This window comes from Burkholderia humptydooensis (assembly GCF_001513745.1).
GTDB lineage: Bacteria > Pseudomonadota > Gammaproteobacteria > Burkholderiales > Burkholderiaceae > Burkholderia > Burkholderia humptydooensis.
In genome coordinates this window covers 1,262,970-1,280,004 of sequence record NZ_CP013382.1, presented here as the reverse complement: position 1 = coordinate 1,280,004, position 17,035 = coordinate 1,262,970, and the positions used below count along the sequence as shown (strand labels likewise).

Annotated in this window: 14 protein-coding genes and 2 pseudogenes; 10 read left to right on the top strand and 6 right to left on the bottom strand. The window is 70.0% G+C overall.

Features of this window, described 5'->3' with window-relative positions; genetic code table 11:
• Window positions 1-13: 13 nt before the first annotated feature.
• Window positions 14-895 (top strand): UTP--glucose-1-phosphate uridylyltransferase GalU, encoded by an 882-nt coding sequence (gene galU / locus AQ610_RS24620; protein ID WP_015603990.1) that lies wholly within the window; start codon window positions 14-16, stop codon window positions 893-895.
• A gap of 25 nt (window positions 896-920) precedes the next feature.
• On the opposite strand, the gene AQ610_RS24615 is transcribed toward galU, so the two are convergent.
• Both AQ610_RS24615 and AQ610_RS24610 read right to left on the bottom strand, forming a co-directional pair.
• Window positions 921-1,394 (bottom strand): VOC family protein, encoded by a 474-nt coding sequence (locus AQ610_RS24615; protein ID WP_006027117.1) that lies wholly within the window; start codon window positions 1,392-1,394, stop codon window positions 921-923.
• 134 nt (window positions 1,395-1,528) lie between these two features.
• Window positions 1,529-1,967 (bottom strand): annotated as a pseudogene (locus AQ610_RS24610) (CorA family divalent cation transporter); the annotation flags it as partial.
• Window positions 1,968-2,143: 176 nt separating this feature from the next.
• On the opposite strand from AQ610_RS24610, the pseudogene AQ610_RS24605 reads away from it, so the two are divergent.
• A pseudogene (locus tag AQ610_RS24605) lies at window positions 2,144-2,299 on the top strand (transporter); the annotation flags it as partial.
• Window positions 2,300-2,312: 13 nt separating this feature from the next.
• On the opposite strand, the gene AQ610_RS24600 reads toward AQ610_RS24605, so the two are convergent.
• Both AQ610_RS24600 and AQ610_RS24595 read right to left on the bottom strand, forming a co-directional pair.
• The gene (locus AQ610_RS24600) at window positions 2,313-2,783 is read right to left on the bottom strand and encodes a DM13 domain-containing protein (protein WP_006027114.1); all 471 of its coding nucleotides are present in this window, start codon (window positions 2,781-2,783) and stop codon (window positions 2,313-2,315) included.
• 214 nt (window positions 2,784-2,997) lie between these two features.
• Window positions 2,998-3,384: a MerR family transcriptional regulator gene (locus AQ610_RS24595; protein ID WP_006027113.1), complete on the bottom strand. Its 387-nt coding sequence runs from the start codon at window positions 3,382-3,384 to the stop codon at window positions 2,998-3,000.
• A gap of 89 nt (window positions 3,385-3,473) precedes the next feature.
• Here AQ610_RS24595 and AQ610_RS24590 point away from each other — a divergent pair, with 89 nt between their 5' ends.
• From AQ610_RS24590 to xylB, 8 genes are all read left to right on the top strand, one after another.
• Window positions 3,474-4,445, top strand: coding sequence for an alpha/beta fold hydrolase (locus tag AQ610_RS24590; protein ID WP_006027112.1), 972 nt, complete (start codon window positions 3,474-3,476; stop codon window positions 4,443-4,445).
• 122 nt (window positions 4,446-4,567) lie between these two features.
• Complete coding sequence (locus tag AQ610_RS24585) at window positions 4,568-5,848, top strand: ABC transporter substrate-binding protein (RefSeq protein ID WP_006027111.1); 1,281 nt, start codon at window positions 4,568-4,570, stop codon at window positions 5,846-5,848.
• A gap of 107 nt (window positions 5,849-5,955) precedes the next feature.
• Window positions 5,956-6,834, top strand: a complete 879-nt coding sequence (locus tag AQ610_RS24580) for a carbohydrate ABC transporter permease (protein WP_009915139.1) — start codon at window positions 5,956-5,958, stop codon at window positions 6,832-6,834.
• The gene (locus tag AQ610_RS24575) at window positions 6,822-7,634 is read left to right on the top strand and encodes a carbohydrate ABC transporter permease (protein ID WP_006027109.1); all 813 of its coding nucleotides are present in this window, start codon (window positions 6,822-6,824) and stop codon (window positions 7,632-7,634) included. Before AQ610_RS24580 ends, AQ610_RS24575 begins: the two co-directional genes overlap by 13 nt.
• 21 nt (window positions 7,635-7,655) lie before the next feature.
• On the top strand, window positions 7,656-8,690 hold the full coding sequence (locus AQ610_RS24570) for an NAD(P)-dependent alcohol dehydrogenase (protein WP_006027108.1): 1,035 nt from the start codon (window positions 7,656-7,658) through the stop codon (window positions 8,688-8,690).
• 3 nt (window positions 8,691-8,693) lie between these two features.
• A complete protein-coding gene (locus AQ610_RS24565) occupies window positions 8,694-9,893 on the top strand; it encodes an ABC transporter ATP-binding protein (protein WP_006027107.1) in 1,200 nt (399 codons plus the stop codon).
• Window positions 9,890-10,948, top strand: coding sequence for an AraC family transcriptional regulator (locus AQ610_RS24560; RefSeq protein WP_006027106.1), 1,059 nt, complete (start codon window positions 9,890-9,892; stop codon window positions 10,946-10,948). The genes AQ610_RS24565 and AQ610_RS24560 overlap by 4 nt, the downstream gene beginning before the upstream one ends.
• Window positions 10,945-12,405: a xylulokinase gene (xylB, locus tag AQ610_RS24555; protein ID WP_006027105.1), complete on the top strand. Its 1,461-nt coding sequence runs from the start codon at window positions 10,945-10,947 to the stop codon at window positions 12,403-12,405. Before AQ610_RS24560 ends, xylB begins: the two co-directional genes overlap by 4 nt.
• A 159-nt stretch (window positions 12,406-12,564) precedes the next feature.
• Here the strand turns inward: xylB and AQ610_RS38220 are convergent, their stop codons facing one another.
• Together AQ610_RS38220 and AQ610_RS24550 are read right to left on the bottom strand one after the other, a co-directional pair.
• A complete protein-coding gene (locus AQ610_RS38220) occupies window positions 12,565-12,756 on the bottom strand; it encodes a hypothetical protein (protein WP_080595092.1) in 192 nt (63 codons plus the stop codon).
• Window positions 12,737-17,011 carry a bifunctional nitrate reductase/sulfite reductase flavoprotein subunit alpha gene (locus AQ610_RS24550; protein WP_043282842.1) on the bottom strand — a complete coding sequence of 1,425 codons (4,275 nt, stop codon included), beginning with the start codon at window positions 17,009-17,011 and terminating at the stop codon, window positions 12,737-12,739. Before AQ610_RS24550 ends, AQ610_RS38220 begins: the two co-directional genes overlap by 20 nt.
• Window positions 17,012-17,035 lie beyond the last annotated feature (24 nt).

Sequence of the window (17,035 nt, the reverse complement as noted above, 5' to 3'; positions counted from 1 at the left end):
CCAGGAAAACACCATGCTCAAAGTAACGAAAGCCGTATTCCCCGTGGCCGGATTGGGTACGCGATTCCTGCCGGCGACCAAAGCAAGCCCGAAGGAGATGCTGCCTGTCGTCGACAAGCCGCTGATCCAGTATGCGGTGGAAGAGGCGATCGCGGCGGGCATCACCGAAATGATCTTCGTGACGGGCCGCAGCAAGCGCGCGATCGAGGATCACTTCGACAAATCGTATGAAGTCGAGGCGGAACTGGAAGCGCGCGGCAAGGAAAAGCTGCTCGATCTCGTGCGCGGCATCAAGCCGCGCCACGTCGACTGCTTCTACGTGCGCCAGTCCGAAGCGCTCGGCCTCGGGCATGCGGTGCTGTGCGCGGAAAAGCTCGTCGGCAACCAGCCGTTCGCCGTGATCCTCGCGGACGACCTGCTCGACGGCAGGCCGCCCGTGATGAAGCAGATGGTCGACGTGTTCGACCACTATCACAGCTCGGTGATCGGCGTCGAAGAGATTCCGCCCGACGATACGCGATCCTACGGAATCGTCGACGGCAAGGAGTGGGCGGAATCGGTCGTCAAGATGTCGGCGATCGTCGAGAAGCCCGCGCCCGAAGATGCGCCGTCGAACCTGGGCGTCGTCGGCCGCTACGTGCTGAAGCCGCGGATCTTCAAGCATCTGCGCGAACTCACTCCCGGCGCGGGCGGCGAGCTGCAATTGACCGACGCGATCCAGTCGCTGCTGTCCGAAGAGCAGGTGCTCGCGTACAAATACGACGGCGCCCGTTTCGACTGCGGCAGCAAGCTCGGCTATCTGAAGGCGACGGTCGAGTTCGCGCTTCGCCACCCCGAGGTTCGCGGCGACTTCACGCGGTATCTTGCCGAGCGCACGTTGCCGCTGAACGGCTGACGGATTCGCCGGCGGCCCCTTTTCGTCAATCCGTCGCCCCCGCATAGGCGGCTTTGAGCGCGGCGACGTCGAACTTCCGCATGCTCATCATCGCATCGGCGACGCGCGCGGCCTTCACGGGGTCGGCGTCGGCCATCATCGCGATCAGATCGTCCGGCACGATTTGCCACGAGACGCCGAAGCGGTCCCGCAGCCATCCGCAGTCGTCGGGCGCCCCGCCGCCTTCGAGCAACGCGCTCCAGTAGCGGTCGAGCTCCGCCTGATCGCGGCAGCTCACCAGGAACGATATCGCGTGGTTGAACGACTCGGTCCGCGGGTGGCTCATCGCGAAGAAGGGCTGCCCGAACAGCACGAACTCGACGAGCTTCGTCGAGCCGGCGCTCGGCACCGCGGTGACACGCACCACGTGCGAATCCGGAAAGATGCCCGCGTAGAAAGCGGCGGCCTCCTCGGCTTGCGTCGAGTACCAAAGAAAAGGCGTGATCTTTTGAATCGCCATCGCAAATCTCCTGTCAGGGGTGGCTCGATGCATGCGCGAATCGCATGCGGTCATGCAGACGACGGATAGGCCCGCCGAAATCGACACTTCGCGAGAAAAAAGTTTCGTTCTTCCTGGCGAGTTGCTGCGGTGCGCAGATGCCCCCCGGTCCGCCACTCGCCGCCCTCACGCACGCTCTCGCGCAACGTGCCGAGCGAGCGCAGCGGCTTCGCGCGCGCGGTCACCCTCATCCGGCGATCGACGTACGCCCACATCGTCGCGATCTCGGACGCCTCCAGATCGAGGCTGAACATCACGTCGTTGACGACCGCGCGCAGCGCGCCCTCCTGCTGCTCGATCCGCGTCGAGTGCGAGCCTTCGCGCAGGAATTCGTAGAACGTCTCCGGCAGATCGAGGATGCGCGCGCATCCAGCGCTCGCTCGCGCCGTGCGCCAGATTGAAGTGCAGCCACCGGAATTCACCCGGCCGCGCGTCGCGGCCCGCCGCCCATTCGGCCGCGGACGCGAAGCGGAATCCGCACACCATGCCGGACGTGTCCGCGCCGTAGGTTTGAATGATCATTTCGGGTTTCATCGACTGTTCCGCTGTTCTCGGCCGCCGGCCCGCCCGCGCGCGGCGGGGCCGGACGCGACGCGGCCGCGCCTGATGCGAAGCGTACGATACCAGAGCGGAATCACGATGACGGCCGGATGGCCGCGAGGCCGTTTTTCGGAGAGATCGCGTCGGCGCGATGCCTCGACTGGAGCGCGCTGCTGATCACCGGCTACGCGGGCCATCTGGTCGACCCGGCCGGGATGGGCTTCGTCGCGCGCAGCGTCGGGCTCGAAAGCGCGCTCTGGATGCTCGCCGCCCTGCTGTGCCTCGTTCCGTTTTGCGCTCGCGTGGTGACGGCGAACCGAACGTAACGGGCGGCGCGCGTCACCGGTACTGCGCCGCGCCGATGAACTGCGAGAACCGTTCGCACCAGATCACGACGGTCGTGTACGCATCGACATCGACGTCCGCCGCGAGCGGCGCGACGAAATCGCCGAACGTCTTCAGCTCGCCGACTCGCCGCGCGCGCGGCTTCACCGCGAGAAACGCCTCTTTCGATGCGACGAACCCCGGCACGAGGTAGATCTTGTAGTCGGGGCCCGGCGCGACGCGCCCCTCGAATGCGAGCGCCGTGCGCGCGACGGACAGCTTGCCGTCCGCCCAGTGCAGCGGATCGCCGCGCGTGAGGCCCCGCTCGAAGCGCCCGGTGTAGAGCGCGCGATCGGCGAGCGGGCGCAGCTCGGTTTCGGTCGCGCCCGGCTCGGCGGTCAGGATCGGCAACGCATACACGCCGAGCGCGAAACCCAATGCGAGCGCGATCGCGTGCGAGCCGATCCGGAACCCTGCTTTTTTCATGACTGCCGTCCTCCGTAGTCGAATCGATGCGCCGGACGCCCGCGAACGGGCCCGGCACGACTACAGTCGGCGCGGCGGCCGGAATATGACAGATGGCGAGGCACGCGCCGCGTGCGGCATGCCGACACGCCCAGCAAGCGGCCGCCCTTCGCCCGTCACGCTCCCGCCGCGCTCACGTATCCGCAGCAGCTCGTCCTGAAGCACCCGAAGCCGCTCAGTCGAGCGGCGGCACCGTGCCTTCAGTCAGCGTCCTGATCAGACGCGCGCGCCGGCGCTCGAGCTCGACGATCTGGCGCTCGATCGACGCAAGCCGCCTGCGTTGCGCATCGGTGGTTTCCGGGCACATGGCCGCGCCTTCGATCATGCGCATGCAGTCAGGGAACGAACGGATCTCGGCAAGGCTGAATCCTGTTGCGATCAGGCGCTGGATCTGCGCGACCTGCGCGATCGCCGCGAGCGGGAACGACCGGTAGCCGTTGCACGCCCGCGCCGAGGTCAGCAGGCCGTGCTGATCGTAATGTCGGATCGACCGGACGCTCGCGCCGGTCTCGCGCGCGAGCTCGCCGATCGACAACGCGCGCGGTGCCGGGGTCTCGTTCATGTCGGCGAGGATAGCACCGTTTCCGCTTGACTCTGACACCTGTGTGAAGGTTGAAACTACCGGCTCCATCCACTCCGGAGTCTCGATTCATGCGTTCACACCTGCTTCGCCGCACCTTCGCCGCGCTATCGGCGGCGCTCTGGCTCTGCGTCGCCGCTGCCGGCGCGCCGGCTGACACGCACGGCTACACGGCCGTCGCGCCCGACGGCGTGACGCTGGCGATCCAGGAGTCGGGCGACCCCGACGGTTCGCCGATCATCTTCGTCCACGGCCTCCTCGGCAGCCGCCTGAATTGGGACGCGCAACTGAAAGACCCGCGGCTTCTGCGGCACCGGCTCATCACATACGACCTGCGCGGCCACGGCCTGTCCGGCAAACCGGCCGGGACGGGCGCCTATGCCGACGGCCGCCGCTGGGCCGACGATCTGGCGGCCGTGATCCGGTCGTCGCACGCGCGCAAGCCCGTGCTCGTCGGCTGGTCGCTCGGCGCGGCCGTCATCACGAACTATCTGGCGGTCTACGGCGACGGCGACATCGCGGGCGCCGTGTATGTCGGCGGCGTGATCGAGCTGGCGCCCGATCAGATCGTCGCGCATCCGGACGTCTACCGCGACATGACGTCCGCCGATCTGAAAACGCATCTGGACGGCGAGCGCGCGTTCGTCGGCCGGTGCTTCCATCGGCCGCCGGATCGCGAGACGTTCGAGCGCCTGCTCGCGAACGCCGCGCTCGCTTCGTGGGACATGCAACGGGCCGTTCCGTCGATGACGATTCCGCTCGCGCACGGGCTCGGGCGAGCGCGGGTGCCGATGTGGCTCGTCTACGGCGCGCGGGACGCGCTCGTTCATGCCGAGCCGTCGATTGCCCGCGCGAAGGCAGTCAACACGCGGGTCCGGAGCACGCTGTATCCCGACTCGGGGCACGCGCCGTTTCTCGAAGAGCCCGAGCGTTTCAATCGCGATCTCGCCGATTTCGTCGATGGAGTCGACGGGGGCGATGGGGGACGATGCGGCGGAGTCGCGCCGACCGACATGAATTGTGCAGCGCAACGCCAACCGTGACAAAAAAGTATCGGCAGCCGATTTCTTTTGACGTAGTGAACCCGCGCTGCGACTCACTACAGTTGCTCCTACCGTCGGCGCCGCCCGCACGACGGAAGACAAGCAGAATCAAGGAGACACTGGTGAACACGATGCGATTCCTGTTGGCCGCAGCGCTCGTCGGCGCGTGCGTGCCGGTCGCGGCGACGGCCGCGACGCAAGTCTGCAAGGTGCCGACGCTCAAGGTGCTCGCGCAGAAGAGCCTCGGCCTTTCGGTGATGGAGAAGTCGCTGCCCGACTACGAAAAGACGAGCGGCACCCGAATCGAGATCAGCTACTTCGGCGAAAACGACCGCCGCGCGAAATCGCGCCTCGACGCGTCGACGGGCGCGGGCTCGTATCAGGTCTACTACGTCGACGAGGCGAATGTCGCCGAATTCGCGTCGGCCGGCTGGATCGCGCCGCTCCTCAAGTACTACCCGAAGGAATACGACTACGACGACTTCCTCCCCGGCCGCCGCGCGGTCGCGAGCTACAAGGGCGTCGCGTACTTCGCGCCGCTCATCGGCGGCGGCGATTTCCTGTTCTATCGCCGCGACCTGCTCGACGCCGCGCGCATCCCGGTGCCGAAGACGGTCGACGAGCTCGTCGCCGCGATCAGGAAGCTGAACGCGCCGCCGAAGCTGTACGGCTGGGTCGCGCGCGGCCAGCGCGGCTCGGGCATGAACGTGTGGCGCTGGGCGCCGTTCATGCTCGCGCAGGGCGGCGCGTGGACCGACAAGAGCGGCCAGCCGGCGTTCAACTCGCCCGCCGCGGTGCAGGCGACCGAACGCTACCGCGATCTCTTCAAGTACGCGCCGCCCGGCGCGGCGACCTACGACTGGAGCAACGCGCTCGAAGCGTTCCGCTCGGGCAAGGTCGCGTTCATGATCGAATCGACGCCGTTCGCCGACTGGATGGAGGACCCGTCCAAGTCGAGCGTCGCAGGCAAGGTCGGCTACGTGCGGCCGCCCGCGCCGCTGCCGTCGGCCGCTTACGGGCACGGGCTCGCGATCTCGTCGGTCGGCGCGAAGGACGACTGCACGCGGCAGGCGGCGGGCCGCTTCATCGCGTGGGCGACGAGCAAGGAGCAGGAGCAGGCGCGGCTGCGCAACGGCGTGTTCAGCGACTACAACCGCACGAGCACGATCGGCGGCGACTACTTCAGGCAGCACGTGAAGCCGCAGATCCTCGCGGGCCTCGCCGATACGAACCCGGTGACGAAAGCGACGATCTGGGCGACGCCGCAATGGCCCGACATCGGCGACAACCTCGGCATCGCGCTCGAGGAAATCTTCACGGGCACGCAGACCGACGTGCGGGGCGCGCTCGACGACGCGGCGCAGTACGCGAAGGACGCGATGGCGCACGGCGCACGCAAGTGACGCCATGCGCGGGCGGCGCGGCGGCCATGCGGCCATCGGACGACGCGGCTGCGCGCCTTCGCCCGCTTCGCCTCATCGCCTCATCGCCCGCCTCGCAGGAGATTCCGATGTTCAATCATGGCAAGACGAGCCTGCCCTGGCTCTTTCTCGGCCCGCCGCTCGCGCTGATGGCGGTGCTCGGCCTCGTGCCGACGATCGCCGCGATCAACCTCGCGCTGAAGAACCGCGTGCTGCGCTACGCGGACAGCGATTACGTCGGCCTGCGCAACTTCGCGCGGCTCGCGTCCGACCGGCGCTTCGTGAACGCGATCGAAGTATCGGCGCTGTGGGAGATCGTCACGGTCGCGGGCGCGGTCGTGGTCGGCATCGCGCTCGCGGTGTTCCTGTTCGAGCGCGTGCACGGCCGCTGGCGCCGCGCCGCGGTGCTGATCCTGATCATGCCGGTGCTGCTGCCGCGCGTGTCGGCCGCGTTCATCTGGAAGTTCATGTACGCGCCGCTCACGGGCATCCTGAGCTGGCTGCTCGGCACGCTCGGCGTCGCGAACACCGCGTTCCTCGCCGATCCGCATCTCGCGCTCGTCGCGGTCGCGCTCGTCGACGTCTGGCAATGGGGCCTCTTCTTCTCCGTCGTCGTGCTCAAGCTGCTGGAGACGCTGCCGCCCGAGCCGCTCGAAGCGGCGCGGCTCGACTACGCGTCGACGTGGCAGGTCTACGCGTACATCGCGCTGCCGATGCTCAAGGCGCCGATCATGAGCCTCGTGTTCATCAAGATGGTCGAATCGCTGCGCTCGTTCGATCTCATCTACGTGATGACCAAGGGCGGCCCCGGCATCGCGACCGAGACGCTCGACATGTACGCGTACGCGCAAGGCATCGGGCTGTCGGGCAAGGTGTCGTACGCGTCGAGCATGGCGGTGCTGATGATGGTCGCGACGACGCTCGTGTTCACGTTCATCTGGAAGCGGGTCGACAAATGGGACGACTGATCGCGCGCGGCGGCGCCATCGCAATCGGCGGCGCGATCGCGCTCGTCGCCGTGTTTCCGCTCGCCTGGGCGCTCATCAATTCGCTCAAGCGCCTGCTCGACATCGTCACGCCGACGCCGCGCTTCATCTTCGCGCCGACGCTCGACAACTACCGGCAGGTGCTGTCGAGCCCCGAGGTGACGATCGGCCTTTGCAACAGCCTCGCGATCGTCGGCGCGGCGGTCGTGCTGGGCGCCGTGCTCGGCGTGCCCGCCGCATACGCGATCGCCCGCTATCCGGTGCGCGGCAAGCGCGACATCCAGTTCTTCCTGCTGTCGCTGCGCTTTCTGCCGCCCGTCGCGGTCGCGATTCCGCTGATCGCGATCTGGGTCGACCTCGGGCTCTACGACACGAAGCTGTCGATGATCGTCACGTATCTGCTCGTCACGCTGTCGACGATCACGTGGCTGTCGATTCCCGTGTTCCGCCGGCTGCCGCGCGAGATCGAGGAGGCGGCCGCGCTCGACGGCTACGGGCCGTACGCGGTGTTCTGGCGCGTCGCGCTGCCCGTTTGCGCGAGCACGCTGCTGGGCGGCATCGTGTTCAGCTTCGTGCTCGTCTGGAACGAGCTGATGATCGCGCTCGCACTCACGTCGTCGCGCTCGGCGACGCTGCCCGTCGTCGCTTCCGCGTTCACGTCGCTCGGCCAGGAGGTGCCGTGGGGCGTGATCAACGCGTCGACGGTGCTGCTCGCGCTGCCGCCCCTCGTCTTCGTCGGCATGCTGAGCCGGCTGCTGAACTCGATGCTCAAAGGCCGATAAGCGGCCAACAAGGAGAATCCGTTGAAAGCCCTCGTACTCGAAAAGGCGCGCGACCTCGCGCTGCGCGACATCGACCTGCCGCTCGATGTCGGCCCGTCCGACGTCAAGATCCGCATCCACACGGTGGGCGTGTGCGGCAGCGACGTCCACTACTACACGCACGGCGGAATCGGCCCGTTCCGGGTCGACGCGCCGATGGTGCTCGGCCACGAGGCGTCGGGCACGGTCGTCGAGGTCGGGCGCGACGTCACGTACCTGCGCGTGGGCGAGCGCGTCTGCATGGAGCCCGGCATCCCGCGCTTCGATTCAAGAGCGACGCTGCACGGCCTCTACAACCTCGATCCGTCGGTGCGCTTCTGGGCGACGCCGCCCGTGCACGGCTGCTTGACGCCCTACGTCGTGCATCCGGCGGCGTTCACGTACCGGCTGCCGGAGAACGTGTCGTTCGCCGAGGGCGCGATCGTCGAGCCGCTCGCGATCGGGCTGCAGGCCGCGAAGAAAGCGGCGATGAAGCCGGGCGACATCGCCGTCGTCGTCGGCGCGGGCACGATCGGCGCGATGACGGCGCTCGCCGCGCTCGCGGGCGGCGCCGCGCGCGTGATTCTTGCCGATGTCGTCAAGGAGAAGCTCGCGCTGTTCGCGTCGAACCGCGCGGTGACGACGGTCGACGCGAGCACGCAGTCGCTCGCCGAAGCGGTCGCGCGCGAAACCGACGGCTGGGGCGCGGATGTCGTGTTCGAGGCAAGCGGCAATGCGAAGGCGTATGCGGGGATCGTCGACCTGCTGTGCCCGAACGGCTGCCTCGTGCTGGTCGGGATGCCGCTCGATCCGGTGCCGCTCGACGTCGTCTCGCTGCAGGCGAAGGAAGCGCGGATCGAATCGGTGTTCCGCTACGCGAACGTCTTCCCGCGCGCGCTCGCGCTGATCGCGTCCGGCGCGATCGACGTGAAGCCGTTCATTTCGCGCACGTTCCCGTTCTCGGACGGCCTGCGCGCGTTCGAGGCGGCGGCGAGCGGCCAGCCGCACGACGTGAAGATTCAGATCGAAATGGATTGAGCGATGGCACAGATCGTCTGCACCGGTTTGACGAAACGCTACGACGGCGGCGCGCCCGTCCTGCATCCGCTCGATCTCGAGATCGGCGACGGCGAGTTCATCGTGCTGCTCGGCCCGTCGGGCTGCGGCAAATCGACGATGCTGCGGATGATCGCCGGGCTCGAAACCATCACGGGCGGCGCGCTCGCGATCGGCGGCACCGTCGTCAACGATCTCGCCGCGCGCGAGCGCAACGTCGCGATGGTGTTCCAGAACTACGCGCTGTATCCGCACATGACCGTATACGAGAACATCGCGTTCGGGCTGCGGCGCCTGAAGGTGCCCGCCGCCGAGATCGACCGGCGGGTGCGCGAGGTCGCGCGCGTGCTGAGCCTCGACGCGCTCCTCGAGCGCAAGCCGCGCGCGATGTCGGGCGGCCAGCAGCAGCGCGCGGCGATCGCGCGCGCGATGATCAAGACGCCCGACGTGTTCCTGTTCGACGAGCCGCTGTCGAATCTCGACGCGAAGCTGCGCGCGCAACTGCGCGGCGACATCAAGCGGCTCCACCAGCGGCTGAAGACGACGACGCTGTACGTGACGCACGACCAGCTCGAGGCGATGACGCTTGCGGACCGCGTCGTGCTGATGCGCGGCGGGCGCATCGAGCAGCTCGGCACGCCGGCCGAGCTGTACGGCTGCCCGCACACGGTGTTCGCGGCGGGCTTCATCGGCACGCCGGCGATGAACTTCGCCGACGGCGCGATCGAGCGCGCGGCGGGCGGCGTCACGCTCGCGGCGGGCGGCGCGCGCTGGCCGCTCGCCGCGCGCCGCTTCGCGGGCCTGGCCGACGGCCTGCGCGTGAAGCTCGCGCTCCGGCCGAACTATCTCCGGATCGCGACGGGCGCCGGCGCCGGCGCGCAAAACGCGTCCGGGCCGGCGGGCGCGCTCGCGCTCGAAGGCCGCGTCGAGCTCGTCGAGCTGCTCGGCGCCGAGGCGCTCGTCACGTTCGGCTGGAACGGCACGCCGTTCTCGGCGCTCGTGCCCGCGTCGGCCGCCCCCGCGCTCGGCGCCGTGGTAACGTTCACGTTCGACGAGCGCGACCTGCATCTGTTCGACGCGGCGACCGGGCGCAACGTGATGCTGCCCGGCGCCGGGACGCCCGCCGGCGCCGCGATGCGGCCGTCGCCGGGCGCGCCGCACGGGCTGACGATGTCGCGCTCTTGAACGGCGAGCGCCGGCCCGTGCACGCGCAGGAGCGACAGATGAACCCAGACCTCGAGATCGTCCCCACCCGCCGCGACGAATCGTTTCGCGCGTGGTCGCACGACTATCCGCACACGGTCGCGAAGTGGCATTTTCATCCGGAGTACGAAATCCACCTGATCCAGGCGTCGCGCGGCAAGTTCTTCGTCGGCGACCATATCGGCGATTTCGCGCCCGGCAACCTCGTCGTCACCGGGCCGAACCTGCCGCACAACTGGATCAGCGAGCTCGGCCCCGGCGAGCGCGTGCCGTCGCGCGACGTCGTGCTGCAGTTCTCGCGCGAGGCGGCCGAGAAGATGGTCGCCGCGTTCGCCGAGCTGCAGCCGGTGCTCGACCTGATCGACGAAGCGTCGCGCGGCGTGCAGTTTCCGGACGAGGTGGGGCTTGCCGTCGCGCCGCTGATGATCGAGCTCGCGAGCGCGCACGGCTGCCGGCGCGTCGAGGTGCTGATGTCGCTGTTCGACCGGCTGTCGTCGTGCGCCGCGCGCCGCATGCTCGCCGGCCCCGGCTACCGGATCGACGCGCAGCACTACATGTCGTCCACGATCAACCAGGTGCTCGCGTACCTGCGGCAGAACCTGCCGGGCACGCTGCGCGAGGCGGACGTCGCCGAATTCGCCGGCATGAGCGTCAGCACGTTCACGCGCTTCTTTCGCCGGCATACCGGCTCGACGTTCGTCCAGTACCTGAACCGGCTGCGGATCAACGAGGCGTGCGAGCTGCTGATGTGCTCGGCGCTGAGCGTCACCGACATCTGCTATCGCGTCGGCTTCAACAACCTGTCGAACTTCAACCGGCAATTCCTCGCCATGAAGGGAATGCCGCCGTCGCGCTTTCGCGCGCTGCACCGGCTGAACGAGCCGCATGAGCCGCAGGCGAAGCACGAACCGCACGCGCGGCCCGCCGCGTCCGCGGCGCCGGCCACGGACGCCGCACCCGCCGCACTCGTCGCACCCACCGCGCCGTCGCACGCCGCGCGCACCGTCACCCTTTCACACCGGAGCCTCCACCCGTGACCTTCCTCGGCATCGATCTCGGCACGTCCGAAGTCAAGGCGATCCTAACCGACGCCGATTCCGCGCCGCTCGCCACGGGCAGCGCGCCGCTCGCCGTCGAGCGGCCTCACCCGCACTGGTCCGAGCAAAGCCCGCAGGCGTGGTGGCACGCGACGCTCGACGCGCTCGCCGCCGTGCGCGCCGTGCACCCGCGCGGCTTTGCCGCGCTGCGCGGGATCGGCCTGTCCGGCCAGATGCACGGCGCGACGCTCGTCGACCGCGCGGGGCAAGTGCTGCGCCCCGCGATCCTGTGGAACGACACGCGCGCCGCGGCCGAATGCGTCGAGCTCGAGGCGCTCGTGCCCGAATCGCGCGCGATCACCGGCAACATGGCGATGCCGGGCTTCACCGCGCCGAAGCTGCTGTGGCTCGCGAAATACGAGCCCGCGGTGTTCCGCGCCGCGCACAAGGTGCTGCTGCCGAAGGATTACGTCGCGTGGCGGCTGTCCGGCGAATTCGTGTCCGACATGTCGGACGCGTCCGGCACGCTGTGGCTCGACGTCGGCCGGCGCGACTGGTCCGAGCGGATGCTCGCCGCGACCGAGCTGTCGCGCGAGCAGATGCCGCGCCTCGTCGAAGGCAGCGCCGCGGCCGCGCAGTTGCGCGACGCGCTGCGGCGCGAATGGGGCGTGGCCGGCCCCGTCACGATCGCGGGCGGCGCGGGCGACAACGCGGCGAGCGCGATCGGCATGGGCGTCGCGAACGCGGGCAGCGGGTTCCTGTCGCTCGGCACGTCGGGCGTGCTGTTCGCCGGCAACGACCGCTTCGCGCCGAATCCCGGCGACGGCGTGCACGCATTCTGCCATTGCCTGCCCGAGCGCTGGCATCAGATGAGCGTGATCCTGTCGGCCGCGGCGAGCCTCGACTGGTTCGCGAAGACGCACGACGTCGCCGTCGACACGCTGCCCGCGCTCGCCGAGCGCGCGGACGCATCGCGCGCGCCGCTGTTTCTGCCCTACCTGAGCGGCGAACGCACGCCGCACAACGACGCGAACGCGCGCGGCGTGTTCTTCGGGCTCGCGAGCGAGCATCGCGCGGGCGACCTCGCGTATGCGGTGATGGAAGGCGTCGCGTTCGCGATGGCGGACGGCTACGCAGCGCTGCGCCGCGCCGGCACGACGCTCGACGACGCGTCGTTCATCGGCGGCGGCTCGAAGAGCGCGTTCTGGGCGCAGTTGTGCGCGAACGCGACGGGGCTCGCGATGCACCGGCACGCGAGCGGCGCGGTCGGCGCGGCGCTCGGCGCGGCGCGGCTCGCGCGGCTCGCGGCGACGCACGATGCGATCGACGACGTGTGCACCGCGCCGGCGATCGCGGAGACGTACCGGCCCGACCCGGCGTCGGCGGGCCTGCTCGGCGAGCGGCTCGCGCGCTATCGGCGGCTGTATCGGGCGTTGAAGGACGAGTTCGCGGGCTGACGCGCGACGCCGCGCCGGCGGACGGCGCGCGCAAGACCGGGCGCGCATGCTCTGACGCGCGGCGTCGCGCCGCTGTCCGCGCGCCGCCGCCCCCACCACCGCCGCGAACGCGGCGATCCCCGACCCGGCAGGATTCGCGCCGGCACCCGCCCGCGCGCCTCAAGCCGCCGCGCCGCGCAAGCGCGCGCTCCGGTCCCGGCACGCGCGCATGCGCGCGGCCTCCCGCGCGGCGCGGCTGCGCACCCGCCGCCTGCGCCCGTACATCTGCGCCGGCCCCACGTAAGCCGTGTTCCTCGGCGTCGCCGCGCCGCCGTCGCGCGGCGCGCCCGCTTCAATAAACGTCTCTCGCATAACGCTTGTCCTTCGCGAGCCGCGCGACGTAGTCCGCCGCCTGCTCGTCGGTCATCCCCCCATGCCGCGCGACGATTGTCTTCAGCGCCGCGTCGACGTCCTTCGCCATGCGCGACGCGTCGCCGCACACGTAGAAATGCGCGCCCTCCTCGAGCCACGCCCACAGCGCCGCGCCCTGCTCGACCATCCGGTCCTGCACGTAGATCTTCTCTGTCTGGTCGCGCGAGAACGCCACGTCGAGCCGCGTGAGGAAGCCGTCCGCGCGCATCTGCGCGAGCTCGTCGCGGTAATAGAAATCGGTGTCCGCGTGCTGCTCGCCAAAGAACAGCCAGTTGCGCCCCTTCGCGCCGCGCACGCGGCGCTCGTGCAAAAAGCCGCGGAACGGCGCGATGCCCGTGCCCGGTCCGACCATCACGATCGGCACGTCACCACCCGCCGGCAGCCGGAAATGCGCGGACTTCTGCACGAACACCGGCACGGGCGCGTCGGCCGCGCGGTCCGCGAGGAACGTCGACGCGACGCCCTTGCGCTGCCGCCGCCCGTTGCCGTAGCGCACGGCCGACACCGTCAGGTGGATCTCGCCGCGATGCGCGTTCGGGCTCGACGCGATCGAATAGAGCCGCGGCTGCAGGCGCTTGAGCATGCCGACGAGCTCGGCCGCCAAGAGCTCCAGTGGAAACTCGTGCAGCACGTCGGCGAGCTGCTGGCCCCATAGCCACTGCTTCAGGTCGGCCTTGCGGTCGTCGCCGAGCAGGCGCGCGAGCGCTTCGCCCGAGCGGCTGCGCGACGCGACGAACGCGAGCGCGTCAGGATGCGGCCGCGTGATGTCGAGATGCTTCGCGAGCGCGTCGGCAAGCCGCAGCTCGCCCACGCCCGCGACCGCCACCGGCGCGTCCGGCTTCAGGCGCGTGAGCGTCAGCAGCTCGTCGACGAGCTCCGGGCAGTTCGCCGGCCACACGCCGAGCGCGTCGCCCGTTTCGTATTCGAGCGCCGCGCCGTCCGTCGACAGCGACACGCAGCGCGTATCCTTCGCCGCGCCCGGCTCGTTGAGCCGCAGGTTCGCGACGAGCCGCGACGCGGCCGGACGCGTCTTCGTCGGAATCGCGCCCGACGGAATCATCCCGTCCGCCGGCACCGCGTGCAGCGCCGCATCCTCTTCCTTGATCCGCGCGATCGCGCGCTCGAGCCACGCGTCGGCGGCCGGCTGGAATTCGGCGTCGCAGTCGACGCGCTCGACGAGCCGCGTCGCGCCGAGCGCGGCGAGCCGCGCATCGAGCCGGCGGCCGTGGCCGCAGAACTGGTCGTAGTTGCGGTCGCCGAACGCGAGCACCGCGTAGCGCAGCCCGTCGGCGCGCGGCGCGTCCTCCGCGAGGAGCGCCGCCCAGAAATCCTGGCCGTTGTCGGGCGCGTCGCCGTCGCCGAACGTGCTCGTCATCAGCAGCGCGTACTGCGCCTTCGCGAGCGACGCGGCCGGATAGTCGGCCATGCACGCGACGCGGATCTCGAAGCCCGAGTCCATCAGTTGCGTCGCGTAGCGCTCGGTCAGCGATTCGACGTTGCCCGTCTGCGACGCCCACAGCAGCACCACCTTCGGCCGCGTGCGCACGATCCTCACGCCGCTCGGCGCGCTCGGCGCATCGGCGGCCGCGCGCGCTGCCGGCTGCGCCGCATCCGCGCGCGCGTCGACGAGCGAGTCCACGCGCGCCGCCGCGCCGCCCGGCGCGCGGCTGAACAGCCCGGCGAGCAGCCCGTCGACCCACAGACGCGCCCTCGCATCGAACGGCGCGCTCGCGGGCAGCACGGGCACGCCGGCCGCACGCCGCCCCTCGGCCGAGCGCAGCCCGCTCACGAAGCCCGCGACGTAGACGCGCTCCGCGTCGGTGAGCTGCGGCGCGCTCGCCGCGGCGGGAACGCCGAGCAGCGCGGCGAAGGGGTCGATGTCGGACATGTCGGGTTCCTCGGAGGAGGCGGCGGCGCGGGCCGCTTCGCGCGCGGCGTGCGCATCGGCTTCGTGCGAGCTGGTTGCTTCGTGCCATGCGGCGCGCGGCGCGCGAGCGCGGTCGTCCGCCTCGACGTCGCCCCCGGCGTCCGCGTTGCCCGGCGCGTCGACGCGCGCGAGCGCGACCGCGCAGAATTTGAGTTCAGGCTGCAGCGACACCGGATCGACCGCGTCGTTCGTGACCGCGTTCACGCACAGATCGTCGCCGTAGACGTCGTTCCAGTGCATCGGCGCGAAGCACGCGCCTGGCTGCACGCGATCCGTGACGACGGCGGGCAGCACCGCGCGGCCGCGCGCCGAGCGGATCTCCACCGCGTCCTTCGCGGCGATCGACAGCGCGGCCGCGTCGTCCGGATGGATCTCGACGAACGGACGCGGATTGAGCTTGTTCAGCATCGCGACCTTGCCCGTCTTCGTCATCGTGTGCCATTGATGCTGCAGGCGCCCCGTATTCAGCACGATCGGGAATTCGGGCGTCGGCATCTCGGCCGGCGCGACGTGCGGCCGCGCGTGGAAGCGCGCCTTGCCGGTCGGCGTCGGGAATGCGACCCGCGGCACGCGGCCGTCGGGCAGCGTCACGCGCGTCCGGCTCGCGCCGTCGTTCAGGTAGCGGACCGGATGGCGGTCCTGTCCGCCGTCCGGCGGACACGGCCATTGCAGCGGCGCATCGCGCAGCGCCGCATGGCTCGCGCCGCGCAGGTCGTAGCCCGTCTTCGGATTCGCGAAGCGCCGGATCTCATCGAATACTTCGGCAGCCGAACCATAGTCGAACGCGTCGCCGTAGCCCATCTCGCGCGCGACCGCCGCGACGATCCGCCAGTCCGGCCACGCGTCGCCGGGCGGCTCGACCGCCTGCCGCATCAGCGTCAGGTTGCGCTCCGAATTGATCATCACGCCCTCGGCTTCCGCCCACAGCGCGCCGGGCAGCAGGATGTCAGCGTAGCGGTTCGTCTCGGTGTCGAGGAACGCGTCCTGCACGATCACGACCTCGGCCGCCTGCAGCCCGGCGATCACGTTCTTGCGGTTCGCGACGGTCGCGGCCGGATTCGTGCAGATGATCCAGCACGCCTTCACGTCGCCCGCCGCCATCTTCGCGAACAGGTCGACGGCGCCGCCGCCCGCGTCCGGGCGAATCGTGCCGACGGGCAGCCCCCATACGTCCTCGGCGAAACGGCGGTCGTCGCCGTCGAGCGCCGAGCGCTGGCCGGGCAGCCCCGGCCCCATGTAGCCCATCTCGCGGCCGCCCATCGCGTTCGGCTGGCCGGTCAGCGAGAACGGCCCGCTGCCCGGCCGGCAGATCTTGCCCGTGGCGAGATGCAGGTTGCAGATCGCGTTCGTGTTCCATGTGCCGTGCGTGCTCTGGTTGAGCCCCATCGTCCAGCAGCTCGTCCATTCGCGCGCGTCGCCGATCCATTGCGCGGCGAGCCGGATGTCTGCCTCGGCGAGGCCCGTGATCGCGGCGACCCGCTGCGGCGTGTAGTCGCCGAGAAAATCCGGCATCGCGTCCCAGCCTTCGGTGTGCGCGGCGATGAATTCGGCGTCGGTCCTGCCGCTCGCGTGCAGCAGATGCAGCAGGCCGTTGAGCAGCGCGAGATCGGTGCCCGGCCGGATCTGCAGGAACAGGTCCGCCTTCTCGGCCGTCGCGGTGCGGCGCGGATCGACGACGACGAGCTTCGCGCCCGCCTTCACGCGATCCATCATCCGCAGGAACAGGATCGGATGGCAGTCGGCCATGTTGGAGCCGATCACGAAGAACAGGTCCGCGCAGTCGAAATCCTGGTACGAGCCGGGCGGGCCGTCCGCGCCGAGCGACAGCTTGTAGCCGCTGCCCGCGCTCGCCATGCAGAGCCGCGAGTTCGATTCGATGTGCGGCGTGCGCACGTAGCCTTTCGCGAGCTTGTTGACGAGGTACTGCGCTTCGAGCGACATCTGCCCCGACACGTAGAACGCAAGCGCGTCGGGGCCGTGCGCGTCGAGCGCCGCGCGCAGCCGGCGCGCGGTCTGCGCGATCGCGTCGGCGATCGGCACGGGCGCGGGATCGCGGTCGCGCGCGTCGCGCACGAACGCGCGCTCCAGCCGGCCCGCGTTGCGCAGCGCGACGTGCGCGGACGAGCCCTTCGTGCACAGACGCCCGAAATTGGTCGGGTGCTCGGCATCGCCGGACACCTTGACCACCTCGCCGCCCTCGACATGCAGCACCATCCCGCAGCCGACGCCGCAGTATGGGCACACGGTCTTCACGCTCGCGCCCGTCACGTTCGCCTCGCCTCGCTTCGTCGC

What these genes read in the sequence shown, in the direction of transcription:
- AQ610_RS24590 (WP_006027112.1), top strand. Translation starts at nt 3,474, where the DNA reads ATGCGTTCACACCTGCTTCGCCGCACCTTCGCCGCGCTATCGGCGGCG.
- AQ610_RS24595 (WP_006027113.1), bottom strand. Translation starts at nt 3,384, where the DNA reads ATGAACGAGACCCCGGCACCGCGCGCGTTGTCGATCGGCGAGCTCGCG.
- AQ610_RS24600 (WP_006027114.1), bottom strand. Translation starts at nt 2,783, where the DNA reads ATGAAAAAAGCAGGGTTCCGGATCGGCTCGCACGCGATCGCGCTCGCA.
- AQ610_RS38220 (WP_080595092.1), bottom strand. Translation starts at nt 12,756, where the DNA reads ATGCGAGAGACGTTTATTGAAGCGGGCGCGCCGCGCGACGGCGGCGCG.
- AQ610_RS24580 (WP_009915139.1), top strand. Translation starts at nt 5,956, where the DNA reads ATGTTCAATCATGGCAAGACGAGCCTGCCCTGGCTCTTTCTCGGCCCG.
- AQ610_RS24565 (WP_006027107.1), top strand. Translation starts at nt 8,694, where the DNA reads ATGGCACAGATCGTCTGCACCGGTTTGACGAAACGCTACGACGGCGGC.
- AQ610_RS24615 (WP_006027117.1), bottom strand. Translation starts at nt 1,394, where the DNA reads ATGGCGATTCAAAAGATCACGCCTTTTCTTTGGTACTCGACGCAAGCC.
- galU (WP_015603990.1), top strand. Translation starts at nt 14, where the DNA reads ATGCTCAAAGTAACGAAAGCCGTATTCCCCGTGGCCGGATTGGGTACG.
- AQ610_RS24575 (WP_006027109.1), top strand. Translation starts at nt 6,822, where the DNA reads ATGGGACGACTGATCGCGCGCGGCGGCGCCATCGCAATCGGCGGCGCG.